Below are 12,089 nucleotides of genomic sequence, written 5' to 3'. Positions count from 1 at the left end.
AGGGCATGACAAGGCCGGGCGGCGTGCGTGCCGCGCTGATGCGCATCCTGTTGCAGGAGGATCTGAACTTCCTGCTCACCAACCGCCTGCCCCGGCGGCTCGCCACCCGGATCGTCGGCCGGGTCGCCCGGGTCGAGCATCCGCTGGTCGCGCGGCCGGCGCTGGCGCTGTGGCGGTTCTTTTCGAACGTCGACCTGTCGGATGCGGCGGAACCCGCGTTCCGCAGCCTGCGCGACGGGTTCACGCGGGCGCTTCGTCCCGGCGCGCGGACGTTCGATCCCGATTCGGCGGCGATCGCCAGCCCGTGCGACGCGATCGTTGGCGCGCATGGCCCCGTGCGCGCGGGGGTCGCCTATCAGATCAAGGGATTTCCCTATCGACTGGACGAGTTGCTGCCCGATCCGGCGCTGGCCGCACGCTTCGCCGACGGGCGGTTCGTCACGCTGCGGCTGACCGCGGGCATGTACCACCGCTTCCACGCCCCCGCCGATCTGACGGTGGAGGCGGTGACCTATCTGTCCGGCGACTGCTGGAACGTGAACCCGATCGCGCTCGCCCGGGTGGAACGGCTGTTCTGCCGTAACGAACGCGCGGTGATCGAGGCGCGACTGGCCGACGGCACACCGATCCTGCTGGTCGCGGTCGCCGCGATCCTGGTGGCGGGCATCCGCCTGACCTTCCTCGACACCCCCGCCCTGCTGCGCGACCATGGCCCCGGCCGCGTCGCCTGCCGCGTTCCCCTCGCCAGGGGCGCGGAGATGGGCTGGTTCGAACACGGATCGACGATCCTGATGTTCCTGCCCGGCGGCCTGTCCCTCCACCCCGATCTGGCGGAGGGTCGCGGGATCAGGGCCGGCGAGCGGCTGGGGTCGTCATGATCCGAAGGCGTGGATGACCGTCAGCATCGCCCAGTAGAGGAAGCCCGATAGCAGCATCGCCGCGGGCAGCGTCATGATCCACGCCAATGCCATGTTGCGCACCGTGCGCCGTTGCAGCCCCGCGCCGTTCGCCACGGATGCGCCCGCCACGCCCGACGACAGGATATGCGTGGTCGACACCGGCAGGCCGAACCGCTCCGCCAGCAGGATCGTCGACGCGGCGACCAGTTCGGCCGATGCGCCCATGCCGTAGGTCAGGTGGGTCTTGCCGATGCGTTCGCCCACCGTCACGACGATCCGCCGCCAGCCGACCATCGTGCCGAGCCCCAGTGCCAGCGCCACCGCGACCTTCACCCAGAGCGGGATGTAGCGCGTGCCCTCCTGCAACCGGTCGGTATAGGCACCGACCGCGTCGAGTTCGGCGGCGGTCATCGTCGCGCGGGCCTCGTCGTCCTTGCTGACCAGCGTCGCCGCGTCGAGCACCAGGTACATGTCGCCGCGCAGGTTGGGCGTGGCCGCCGCCGGCACCTTGCCGAGCGAGCCGTAGCCGGCGATCCGGTCCGCCACGTCGTCGCTCAACGTGGCGAGCGCGGCGTAGCTGCGCGGCGGCTGGAGGTGGCGCATGCGCAGCACCCCGGTCAGCGCCGCGCGGGCCGCCTCTGGCGTCATCGTCTCGCCCGCCGCCTGCCGGCGAAAGGCGCGCCCCGCGTCGGCGGATGCCTGGACGAAGGCCGGCGTCGCGCTTTCGGGTACGGTGCGGTTGAGGGCATAGGCAGTCGGTGCGCAGCCGATCAGGATCAGCATGATGAGGCCCATGCCCTTCTGCCCGTCATTGCCGCCATGCGCGAAGCTGACCGCGGTGCAGGTGGCGATCAGCAGCGCCCGGATGCCGCGCGGCGGTGGCCGGTCGGCGGCGGGTTCGCGGTACAGCGCCGGATCGGGCGCGATCCGCTTCATCACCAGCAGCAGGACGAACGCCGCCACGAAGCCGAGCAGCGGACTGACCAGCAACGCCGCCAGCACCTTGCGCGCCTGCCCCCAGTCGACGCCCGACGTGCCGCCCGGCAGGTCCGACAGGAACTGGTTGGCCATCCCCACGCCCAGGATCGATCCGATCAGCGCATGGCTCGACGAATTGGGCAGCCCGGCATACCAGGTCGCCAGGTTCCACCCCACCGCGGCCAGCAGCAGCGCGAAGATCATCGCATAGCCCGCCGCGCTGCCGACATGCAGCACCAGATCGACCGGCAGCAGCGTGACGACCGCATAGGCGACCGCGCCCGACGACAGCATCACGCCAAGGAAGTTGAAGAAGCCCGACCACACCACCGCCAGCGGCGCGGGCATCGCATGGGTGTAGATCACCGTCGCCACCGCATTGGCGGTATCGTGGAACCCGTTCACGAATTCGAAGCCCAGGGCGATGACCAGCGCCAGCCCCAGGAACAGGAACACGCCGGTCGCCAGTTGCTCGCCGACCTGCTGCGTATCGGCGAGGATGCTCACCCCCGCATAGAGCAGCCCGCCGGCGAGCAGCGCCATGAACACCCAGCGACCGGCGGGGTGAAGGTGCGAATCCAGTTGCGGCCCGGTGCGGGTCGCGGGCGCAGGCAGGGCGGTGTCGATGGTGGCCATGCCGTCCGCCTTCTTCTCCCTATGCGACAAACTGATGACAGGACCCGCGCGCGTCCGGCCACCGTACCGGATCGGGCCACCCGGACGATCGGCCGGGCCGATATGTCCGATCCGGGAACGCCTGATAGTGCAGATAGTTAAGCCCTGTCGATGCGCCTCCACTCTGGCGCTCACCGCAACGGGACACTCCACCATGCCGGCTTCGATCACGATTATCGGCATGGGGGCGTGCGGCTCCGCCGCCTTTGCCGAGATGACCATCCGACTCGCCGCATCGCCGGTGCCCGGCCTCACGATCAACCTCGTCGAGCGCGACGAGGACCTGGGGCCCGGTCTGGCTTTCGGCACCGATCAGCCGGGCCATCTGCTCAATACCGAATCGCGGCTGATGGGCCTGTACGCGCACGAGACCGGCGATTTCCGGCGCTGGCTGGGCGAGCGGCGGCCGCTCGATCCGGAGGCGGTCGAATACGCACCGCGCCACGAATATGGCCTCTATATCCGTCACGTGCTGGACGCGGCGATGGCCAGGGCAGCAGAGGCGGGGGTCGAGGTGCATGTCCATCGTGGCGAGGCCGCCGCGATCGAGGGCGACCGTGACGGCGCACGGGTACGGCTGGCCGACGGCACCGTGTTCGACAGCGACTATACGCTGCTGGCGCTCGGCACCCCCCAGCCCGTCCGGTTCGAGGAGCTGGATGGACGGCCCGGCTATGTCGATTTTCCATGGCCCGCCGCGCGGCTGCGTGAGGGGATCGACCGCGAGGCGGACGTGATCGTGCTCGGCAGCAGCCTCAGCGCGATCGATACGCTGGCGACGCTGCTCGATCAGGATCATCGCGGCCTGATCCGCTTCGTCTCCAAGGACGGCATGCTGCCCCGCGTCGAGATACCCCGGCCGGAGGAAACCTATCCCCGCCGCCACTTCACCCTGGGCGAGATGCATCGCCTGATCCGGGAGCGTGGCCCCCGCTTCTCGATCGTCGACCTGTTCCGGCTGTTCCGGCGCGAAGCGGAGGAGGCCGTCGGCGCACCGGTCGACTGGAGGGCCGAAGACCGCACCGACCGGCCCGCGCTCGACCTGCTGCCGACTGACATGGCGCGGGCGGAAGCCGGCGAGGAGGTGTTCCAGCGTATCCTCACCTCCGCCCGGTTCGAGGCATCGGCGATGTGGGACCTGCTCGGCCCCCGCGACCGGGCACGGTTCGGCCGCTGGCTGGCGCCGCATTTCGCCACCGCCCGCTTCACCATGCCGATGGTCAACGCCCGCCGCCTCGCCGCCGCCGCCGCGCGCGGCCAGCTGCACGTCCATGCAGGCGTGGTGACGACGGAATGGGACGCGGACGAGGGCATGTTCCTCTCCCGTCTCGCCGACGGCACGGTGCTACGCGCACCTGTCGTCGTCAACGCGACCGGCACCGCGATGAAGCTGGACGAGATTCCCGACGCGCTGGTCCGCGATCTGGTCGATCGCGGCTGGCTGCACGCCCACCCGTCCGGCGGGGTCGAGGCGCATCGCCACAGCGGCGCGGTCATCACCCGCGATCGCGGCGCGCCGCGCCTCTATGCCATCGGCCAGCTCGTCAACGGCGTCCAGCGCGATACCAACGCGGTGTGGTTCAACGTCGCCTGCGCGGAACGCACGGTGCAGGATATCCTGACCAAGATCACCGGTGAGCAGGAATGAGCGGAGGGTCGATGAGCGGTGGGCTGGGCGGCATAGCGACGCAGGTCCTGCCCCTGTTCGGCGTCGTCCTGCTGGCCTGGGGCGTCGGTCGCCATGTGCCGCGCGCGCCGAAACTGATCTCGACGGTGCTGGTCTACGCCTTCATCCCGCTGCTGGTGATCGACAAGGTGCTGGGCGCCGAACCCAGCGAGTTGATGGTGATCCCGCCGATGATGTTCGCGGTCGCCGCCGCGATGGCGCTGCCCGCCCGCTGGCTGTCGGGCCGGATCGGCGACCGGTTCGATCCGCAACTGCTGTCGGCGAGCTTCTCGTTCTTCAACGTCGCCTTTTTCGGGATGCCGGTGGCCAGCGCGCTGTTCGGCGAGGCGGCGGTCTCCACCATCATCTGCGCCTTCGTCGGCACCGCCTTGTACGGCGACACGATCGGTTACTACCTCGTCGCACGCACCAGGGAGGGCAAGCGCCGCGCCGCGTCGAAGGCGCTGCGTATCCCGTTATTCTACGCCTTCGTCCTCGCCGTGATCCTCAAGATCGCGGGGGTCGAGGTGCCGGACGGCGTGCGGCCCGTCGCCGACACGCTGTCGACCGCGGTGTCGGTGCTGGGCATGGCGGTGATCGGGTTCAATCTGGCCGGCGTGAAGGGCGGCGACCTCGATATCCCGCTGCTCGGCCGGATACTCGCGGTGCGGCAGGCGAGCGCGGTCGTGCTGGTCGCGATCGTGCTGGCGCTGGAAGCCGCGTTCGTCGGTATCCTCGGCATGCGTGAACGCGCTCTGGTCGGGCTGATCGCCCTGTTCCCGATCGCCGCGAACGTCTCGCTGTTCGCCTCGCTGCTCGGGACGCGCGAAAAGGACGCCGCGATCCTGGTGGCGCTGTCCAGCCTGCTATCGCTGCTGCTCGTCACCCTGGCCGTCGCGGTCATGGGCGCGGTGGGCGTCGGGTGATCCGCCACCATCGAAGAAATAATGGTGCAGATCGGGGGAGAAACGCTCCAGCCGTCGACGCAGCCGCCAGGTGGCGTCGTCGGACGGAGCGCCCGTCTCGCGCAGTTCCATGCTCCAATAGGCGAAGTCGCGGTCCTCGATCACCTGATCGCTGATGACGGTGATGTCGGTATGCCGCGGATCGGCACAGATGCGGTCATAGGTGGTCGCGACGCTGGACGCCGGCCCCTCCAGCACCTGCAGATAGGATTGGCCGTCGTGGAACAGCACGCCGGTGATCCCGTCGATGCCGTTGTTGCGTTTCGACGATGCCATGATCGCGCCGAGATCGGCGCGTCCCGTCGACCGGCTGTGATAGAAGATCTGGCGGAGCGGATCGTCGTGCATGGTGCGTAAATATTGGCCCCTGTGCCCGGTCGCAATAGCCGGCCGATCGAACGTCGGGTTCGACCGGCCGGCCATCGCGGCGGCAAAGGCTCAGAAGTCGAACCGCGCCGATGCGGAAATGGTGCGGCCGTTGATCGACCGGGCGCGGACGATGCCGTTGGCGGGGATCGCGGCATCCTCCGCCTCGGTGATACCCTTCACGTTGAACAGGTTGTTGCCGTTCAGGTTCAGCGTGACGCCCGGCGCCGGGCGAACCGACAGGAAACCGTTGACCTGGGTATAGCCCGGCATCTTCAGCTGGTTGACCGGCTGGGTGTAGCTCGCCGTCGTGCCGATCACGTTGGCGCCGAACGACACCGCGCCGAGGTCGATCTGCGGGGTCGCCTGATAGACGAACTTCGCCTGGCGCTGCGGGCGGTTGCCGGCGACCGTGGGATCGGTCGCATCGCGCGTGATCTCGGCATCGGTATAGGTACCGCCCGCCGCCAGCGAGAAGATGCCGCGGCGGATGCGGCCTTCCAACTCGACGCCGGTCGCCTTGTAGTCGCGGCTGGTGAACTGCTGCTGCGACAACAGGTAGTTCGTCTCCTGCGTCTTGGCATGGAACACGGTGGCATAGAGGGCCGCGGCGCCCAGGTTGATCTTCACGCCGCCTTCGGCCTGACGGACATAGTCGTAGGGCTTGGCGCCATCGACCAGATCGCCGGTCCGGTTGTTGACCAGCGGGCCGAACAGCAGGCGATCGGCGTTGGCGCGGCCACCCCGGCTGTAGCGGGCGAACAAGGCCATCGTCTGCGACAGGCGATAGTTGGCGCCGACCGAATAGGACAGGTAATCGTAGTCGTAACGGATGCGCGCGGTGCTGTTCGCCGGAATGAAGCCGACCGAACGCTCGGGCGCGCTGATGATGCCGTTGCCGTCCAGATCGATCGTCTGCAGCCCGCTGACGCCGGTGACCTCCCCGCCGGATATGGTCCCGCGGGCCCGCCCGAAGTCGTAGCGCAGGCTGCCGTCGATGTTGAACTTGCCGATCTCGTAGCCCAGCTGCGCGAACGGGGCATAGGTGTCGTAGCGCATGTCGTACGACCGGCGGCAGCAATTGCCGAAGAAGGTCGCCGAATAGCCCGAGCTGCCGTTCTGCGTCACGGGCACGCCGGCGGCGGTGCGGATATCGACCAGCACCGATTCGCCATTGCCCTGCACCGACTGGTAGAAGGAATTCCACAGCCAGTCGGTCTTCACGTCCTGCCGCGACGCATAGAAGCCGCCGGTGACGCTGACCTTGCCCTCGCCCAGCGCGAAGTCGCCGTTCAGGCGCAGATCGTTGGTGATGTTGTTCAGGCTCTTCAGATCGACATCGAACAGCACCACGCTGGTCAGCAGGCCGTTGCCGCCGAGGGTCGACGGGCTGGTGATCCGCTGCCCGCCGAGCGGACCGCTGCCGTAGAACAGCTGCGCGCCGGCACCGCCCAGCGCGTTGGCCGTGGTCTGCGCGTCGCCCACGGCGGCCGGGAAGGGCGAGGTGAAGTCGCCCGAGATATCCGAATAGCGGAACCGCTCGGTCAGGCTGATGCCGTCGGCGATCTCGACCTGGCCTTCCAGCCCGACCGACTTCACTACCGGATGCATGCCGTTGTCGATCCGGCGCGTCGTCGGCCGGTTGTTCCCGTCGAGCGACCGCACGGTCTGGATGTAGCGGCTGTGCAGCGTATCCTCGTTGATCGAGAAGTTCGGCAGGTTGGTGTAGGTGGGATCGCTGTTCGTGCCGGTCACGCGGACCGGGTTCGGCAGGAAGGCGAGGCCGCGGTCGTCGAGATACTTGCCGTACAGCCTGACATAGCCGCCGGTGAACTCGCGGGTGATGTTCGCCTTGATCTGGCCGCCGCGCATCGCGTCGTACCCGACGTCGCGCGGACCATCGCCCAGGCGGTAGAAACCGCTCAGTTCGTACCGCGTCTTGTCGTCGATATGGCCGCCATAGGCGAAATCGGTGCGGAATTCGCGATAGTCGAGTCCGCTCGACAGCTGGAAGGCGCCGCCATCCTCCTCGCCGGTCTTGGAGATGAAGTTGATGATGCCGCCGGGGGAGTTGGACGCGAAGGTCGAGGCGGAGCCGCCGCGAACCGATTCGATCCGGGCCAGCGACAGGTCGGGCCGCAGGAAGATGTCGGCATTGCCGAACACGATATCGCCGAATTCCAGGATCGGCAGGCCGTCTTCCTGCAACTGGAGGAACTTGGAGCCGCCCGATGCCACGGGCAGGCCGCGAACCGAGATGTTGGCATTGCCTTCGCCACCCGACGCCTCGACCCGGATACCGGGGAGGTTGCGCAGGATTTCGGCGGTGTTGCGGGGGGCGAGCTTCGTCGTCAGGTCGCTGCCGATCGAGCTGACCGATACCGACGTGTCGAGCCGGTTGGTGCCGCGTGCGACGCCCGTGACCACGATATCGGCATTGTCGCCATCGGTCGCCGCAGCCTGATCGGTCGCGGTCTGGTCGGCGGTCGTCTGATCGACCGGAGCCATCGTCTGTGCCGCACCGGCCTGGGCGACCAGCATCAGCGCCGTGCCGGCGAGCAAATTCGTGATCCGCATAAACCCTCTCCTGTAGAAACGTCGCGTGAGACGCGATCTCCGATGCCTTCAATATTCACATTACAAACGATTGCAACGCCCAGTTACAATCGGTTGCAGAGTGTGTCTTTGCGGTGACTCGTCTCAGGAGCCGATGCGGCGGGGGCGACCGGTCAGGATCGCCGTGCCGATGGCCGGCTGCCCAGCGCGTCGAGCGCGTCGGCATTGTCGCGCCCCCACGCATAGAGCAGTTCGACCGGCTCGACGAACCGGCGGCCCAGTGGCGTCAGCCGGTATTCCACCGCCGGGGGCATCGTGCTTTCGACATGGCGGGTGATCAGGCCCGTCTGCTCCATCTCGCGCACGGTCTGCGTCAGCATCTTCTTGGAAATGCCCGGCAGGCTGCGCAGCAACGCCCCGGTCCGCGCCGCGCCGTCGTGCTGCGCGTGGAGTGTATGCAGCACCATGCTGGTCCATTTGGTCGCGAACAGCGCCAGTACGCGTCGCGGTGCGCAATCCTCGCGCCATTCCGGTTCCGTCGATCCCGGCTGCATCGCTGGTTACCCCCTGGTGCCTGGCCCCCTGTTCGGTGCCGTCTAGAAGATGCCCCCGCCGCTGCCTAGCTTCCTTTCCCTACAGTCATTTACCGAAGGAATCGACATGGCCGGCACGGCATTGGTGGTGGGCGCGAGCGGGATAGTCGGCAGCGCGACGACGGCGTTGCTGGTGGAACAGGGCTGGACCGTCCACGGCCTTGCCCGCCGGCCCGGCGAACAGGCGGGCGTGCGCCCGGTGGCCGCCGACCTTCAGGATGCCGCCGGCACCGCCACCGCACTGGCGGATATCGATCCCGATGCGGTGTTCATCACCACCTGGGCGCGGCAGGACAGCGAGGCGGAGAATATCCGCGTCAACGCCGCCATGGTGCGCAACCTGCTGGACGGCCTGCCGAAGCCGACCCGGCCACGCCATGTCGCGCTCGTCACCGGGCTGAAGCATTATCTCGGGCCGTTCGAGGCCTATGGCAAAGGCACGTTGCCGCAGACGCCGTTCCGCGAGGAACAGGGCCGGCTCGACGTCGAGAACTTCTACTACGCGCAGGAGGACGAGGTGTTCGCCGCCGCCGCGCGCGACGGCTTCACCTGGAGCGTCCACCGCCCCCACACCGTGATCGGGCTGGCGGTCGGCAATGCGATGAACATGGGCACGACGCTGGCCGTCTATGCGACGCTGTGCCGCGAGACGGGACGGCCCTTCACCTTCCCCGGTTCGGCCGCGCAGTGGAGCGGGCTGACCGACATGACCGATGCCGGCCAGCTCGCCCGTCAGTTGCTCTGGGCGACCGGGACGGCGGCGGCGCACGATCAGGCGTTCAACATCGTCAACGGCGACGTCTTCCGCTGGCAATGGATGTGGAGCCGGATCGCCGACTGGTTCGGGATCGAGGCGGCGCCGTTCGATGGCATCGTACGGCCGCTGGAGGATCAGATGGCGGACGATGCCGCTTTGTGGCGCCGGATCGCCGAACGCGAGGAGCTGGCCGAACCCGATCTGACGCGGCTCGCCTCCCCCTGGCACACCGATGCCGATCTCGGCCGCCCGATCGAGGTGGTGACCGACATGTCGAAGAGCCGCCGGCTCGGCTTCACCGCCTATCAGCCGACCGACGATGCTTTTTATGCACTGTTCGGGCAGTTGCGCGCCGCCCGGCTGATCCCCTGACCCTGCATCCGGAGCCTGCCATGACGATCGACCATGCAGCCCGCGATGCCGGCATCGCGATCAATACCTATACGACGGTGCTGCGGCGCCCCCAGGTCCCCCACGATGTCTTCGCGACCTATTGGCGGGACGTGCATGGTCCGCTGTGCTCGCGGGTGCCGGGGCTCGGCTGGTACGTCCAGTACCACCTCGATCGCGAGCAGGATGCGCATCTCTGGCCGGCGCAGGACGGGATCGCCGCCTTTCCGGATTACGTGCTGGACGGCGGGGTCGAGATCGGGTTCGCCAGCGCGGCGGACCAGCAGGTGTTCGACGCCGCATCGTCGATCCTGTTCGCCGACGAACAGAACATGTTCGCCGCCACCGTCGCCTATGCGCTGCCGCACGGATCGCGGACGCTGGTCGACCGGATCGCCGATCCCAGCCCCAACGGTCCCGACGGGCTGGATCGGATGCACGTCCATTTTGGCCCCGGCGATACCGATCCGGATGCGTTCGCGGGGTTCATGACGCGCTTCGCCGCCATCTTGGCCGACGATCCCGCGCTCCTGCGCGTGCGGCTTCACCTTCCTGATGCCTATGACAACGCCGATCCCGCCCCGCCCGCGCCCAATGTCGCCCACCGGGTGCCGCCCGAGCGTGAACGCATCGCCGTGCTGGACCTCAGCTTCGCCACGCCACTGACCCGGCGACGCTTCTTCGCCTCCGACCGCTTCACGGCGACGGTGGCGGAACAGCAACGGCATATCGGCCATGCCACCGCCTTCGCGGTCAGCGGGATGTACACCTATGTCCGTGACGGGGAACTGACGCTGGCGGGTCTGCGGGGAAGCCGGCCCGCGCAGCTGATCGAACGGCTGGGCGCCGTCAACCAGACCCGCGCCGATGTCCGCCACCTGCTGCTGACCGGCGAAATCTAAGGACCCGCCGGGGATGAGGCGACGCGCATCCCTATAGCGCGATGCGCGTCGCCTCATCCCCCAGCCCCTCGAACAATGCGATCTCCGTCCCCGTCATCCAGGTCTGGCCGCGTCCTTCCAGCCGCGTGAACAAGGCCGCCCGCCGCTGCGGATCGAGATGCGCGGCGACCTCGTCGAGCAGCAGCACCGGCGCCCGCCCCGTCCGCTCCGCCACCAGTTCGGCATGGGCCAGCACGATGCCCAGCAGCAGCGCCTTCTGCTCGCCGGTGGAGGCGAGCGCCGCCGCCCGCCCCTTGTCGAGATGCGTCACCGCCAGATCGGCGCGGTGCGGCCCGGTCAGCGTCCGTCCCGCCGCGGCATCGCGTCGCCGCCCCAGCGCCAGTGCCTGCGCGAATCCGTCCGCCGCCACCGCCTCGCCGATCAGGGCCAGCCCCGCCCGCGCGAACGGCCCCGCCGGCACCGTCGCCAGCCGCTCCGCCAGCAACGTCACCGTCTCGTGCCGCGCCGCGTCCAGCGCCGTGCCATGCTCGGCCATCCGCGCCTCCAGCGCGGTCAGCCAGTCGGGATCGGCCGGCCGCTCCCCCGCCAACAGCCGGTTGCGTTCCCGCATCGCCGCCTCGTACCGGGTCGCGTGCAGCGCGTGGCCCGGCGCCAGCGCCAGCGTCAACCGGTCCAGGAAGCGCCGCCGTTCCCCCGCCGGCTCGACGAACAGCCGGTCGGTGGCGGGCGTCAGCCACAGCACCGTCAGCCATTCGGGCAGCGTCGTCGCCGGCGTCGCCGCCCCCTGCACCCGCACCAGCCGCCGGTCGGGCGCGCTGGCCAGCGTGCCCGTCGCGACCGCCACATCGTCCGCCACCGTCGCGGCGATGCCGAACCCGCCCGCCCCGCCCTGCCGCGCCATCGCCCCCGGCATCGCGCGGCGCAGGCCACGGCCGGGTGCCAGCAGCGACACCGCCTCCAGCACGTTGGTCTTGCCCGCGCCGTTCTCGCCCGTCAGCACGACGAAGCCGGCACCGGGCGCGATCGTCAGCGTGGCATGATTGCGAAAATCGGTCAGGACCAGCCGGGACAGCGGGGCACCACTCATCCGGCCACGTTCCCGCCGGCGCGCCCGGACCGGGCCCCGGACCGGGCAAGAGGATGATCTGGACGTCGCATCCCGGACGTCATGGCATCCGCTCCCCCTCGTTGAAAGGCCGCCACCGGTCATGGCACGATCGGTAACGAACGAACCGCGTGTCCGGCCCTGCGCCGGTCGCAACGATCCGCCGGGCCTTGCCGGGACACCACCATGTTCCAGACGCATGATGGCAAGACGATCCGCCCGTAACCCGTTCCATTC

10 protein-coding genes are annotated in these 12,089 nt (G+C 68.9%); 5 read left to right on the top strand and 5 right to left on the bottom strand.

Going from position 1 to position 12,089, the window contains the following annotated elements; genetic code table 11:
- Positions 1-5: 5 nt before the first annotated feature.
- Positions 6-878, top strand: coding sequence for an archaetidylserine decarboxylase (gene asd / locus IFT82_RS07660; RefSeq protein WP_192125715.1), 873 nt, complete (start codon positions 6-8; stop codon positions 876-878).
- Here asd and IFT82_RS07655 read toward each other — a convergent pair.
- Positions 873-2,513 (bottom strand): inorganic phosphate transporter, encoded by a 1,641-nt coding sequence (locus IFT82_RS07655; RefSeq protein ID WP_192125714.1) that lies wholly within the window; start codon positions 2,511-2,513, stop codon positions 873-875. The genes asd and IFT82_RS07655 overlap by 6 nt on opposite strands.
- Positions 2,514-2,706: 193 nt before the next feature.
- On the opposite strand from IFT82_RS07655, the gene IFT82_RS07650 reads away from it, so the two are divergent.
- Together IFT82_RS07650 and IFT82_RS07645 are read left to right on the top strand one after the other, a co-directional pair.
- Positions 2,707-4,200 (top strand): FAD/NAD(P)-binding protein, encoded by a 1,494-nt coding sequence (locus IFT82_RS07650; RefSeq protein ID WP_192125713.1) that lies wholly within the window; start codon positions 2,707-2,709, stop codon positions 4,198-4,200.
- Between the two features lie 11 nt (positions 4,201-4,211).
- Positions 4,212-5,144: an AEC family transporter gene (locus tag IFT82_RS07645; RefSeq protein ID WP_192125712.1), complete on the top strand. Its 933-nt coding sequence runs from the start codon at positions 4,212-4,214 to the stop codon at positions 5,142-5,144.
- On the opposite strand, the gene IFT82_RS07640 is transcribed toward IFT82_RS07645, so the two are convergent.
- The 3 genes from IFT82_RS07640 to IFT82_RS07630 form a co-directional block, all read right to left on the bottom strand.
- Positions 5,085-5,531 carry a BLUF domain-containing protein gene (locus tag IFT82_RS07640; protein ID WP_192125711.1) on the bottom strand — a complete coding sequence of 149 codons (447 nt, stop codon included), beginning with the start codon at positions 5,529-5,531 and terminating at the stop codon, positions 5,085-5,087. The two genes, IFT82_RS07645 and IFT82_RS07640, sit on opposite strands and share 60 nt — an antisense overlap.
- A 90-nt stretch (positions 5,532-5,621) precedes the next feature.
- Positions 5,622-8,126 (bottom strand): TonB-dependent receptor domain-containing protein, encoded by a 2,505-nt coding sequence (locus IFT82_RS07635; protein ID WP_192125710.1) that lies wholly within the window; start codon positions 8,124-8,126, stop codon positions 5,622-5,624.
- Between the two features lie 152 nt (positions 8,127-8,278).
- A complete protein-coding gene (locus IFT82_RS07630; protein ID WP_192125709.1) occupies positions 8,279-8,659 on the bottom strand; it encodes a winged helix-turn-helix transcriptional regulator in 381 nt (126 codons plus the stop codon).
- Between the two features lie 106 nt (positions 8,660-8,765).
- Here IFT82_RS07630 and IFT82_RS07625 point away from each other — a divergent pair, with 106 nt between their 5' ends.
- Together IFT82_RS07625 and IFT82_RS07620 are read left to right on the top strand one after the other, a co-directional pair.
- Positions 8,766-9,827: an SDR family oxidoreductase gene (locus tag IFT82_RS07625; protein ID WP_192125708.1), complete on the top strand. Its 1,062-nt coding sequence runs from the start codon at positions 8,766-8,768 to the stop codon at positions 9,825-9,827.
- 20 nt (positions 9,828-9,847) lie between these two features.
- Positions 9,848-10,747 carry a hypothetical protein gene (locus IFT82_RS07620; RefSeq protein WP_192125707.1) on the top strand — a complete coding sequence of 300 codons (900 nt, stop codon included), beginning with the start codon at positions 9,848-9,850 and terminating at the stop codon, positions 10,745-10,747.
- Positions 10,748-10,778: 31 nt separating this feature from the next.
- On the opposite strand, the gene recF is transcribed toward IFT82_RS07620, so the two are convergent.
- The gene (gene recF / locus IFT82_RS07615) at positions 10,779-11,834 is read right to left on the bottom strand and encodes a DNA replication/repair protein RecF (RefSeq protein ID WP_192125706.1); all 1,056 of its coding nucleotides are present in this window, start codon (positions 11,832-11,834) and stop codon (positions 10,779-10,781) included.
- Positions 11,835-12,089: the final 255 nt, after the last annotated feature.

The sequence above is a fragment of the Sphingomonas sp. CFBP 8760 genome, from assembly GCF_014841615.1.
In the GTDB taxonomy this organism is placed as follows: domain Bacteria; phylum Pseudomonadota; class Alphaproteobacteria; order Sphingomonadales; family Sphingomonadaceae; genus Sphingomonas.
This window is presented reverse-complemented; position numbering and strand designations above follow the sequence as displayed.

What these genes read in the sequence shown, in the direction of transcription:
- asd (WP_192125715.1), top strand. Translation starts at nt 6, where the DNA reads ATGACAAGGCCGGGCGGCGTGCGTGCCGCGCTGATGCGCATCCTGTTG.
- IFT82_RS07655 (WP_192125714.1), bottom strand. Translation starts at nt 2,513, where the DNA reads ATGGCCACCATCGACACCGCCCTGCCTGCGCCCGCGACCCGCACCGGG.
- IFT82_RS07650 (WP_192125713.1), top strand. Translation starts at nt 2,707, where the DNA reads ATGCCGGCTTCGATCACGATTATCGGCATGGGGGCGTGCGGCTCCGCC.
- IFT82_RS07645 (WP_192125712.1), top strand. Translation starts at nt 4,212, where the DNA reads ATGAGCGGTGGGCTGGGCGGCATAGCGACGCAGGTCCTGCCCCTGTTC.
- IFT82_RS07640 (WP_192125711.1), bottom strand. Translation starts at nt 5,531, where the DNA reads ATGCACGACGATCCGCTCCGCCAGATCTTCTATCACAGCCGGTCGACG.
- IFT82_RS07635 (WP_192125710.1), bottom strand. Translation starts at nt 8,126, where the DNA reads ATGCGGATCACGAATTTGCTCGCCGGCACGGCGCTGATGCTGGTCGCC.
- IFT82_RS07630 (WP_192125709.1), bottom strand. Translation starts at nt 8,659, where the DNA reads ATGCAGCCGGGATCGACGGAACCGGAATGGCGCGAGGATTGCGCACCG.
- IFT82_RS07625 (WP_192125708.1), top strand. Translation starts at nt 8,766, where the DNA reads ATGGCCGGCACGGCATTGGTGGTGGGCGCGAGCGGGATAGTCGGCAGC.
- IFT82_RS07620 (WP_192125707.1), top strand. Translation starts at nt 9,848, where the DNA reads ATGACGATCGACCATGCAGCCCGCGATGCCGGCATCGCGATCAATACC.
- recF (WP_192125706.1), bottom strand. Translation starts at nt 11,834, where the DNA reads ATGAGTGGTGCCCCGCTGTCCCGGCTGGTCCTGACCGATTTTCGCAAT.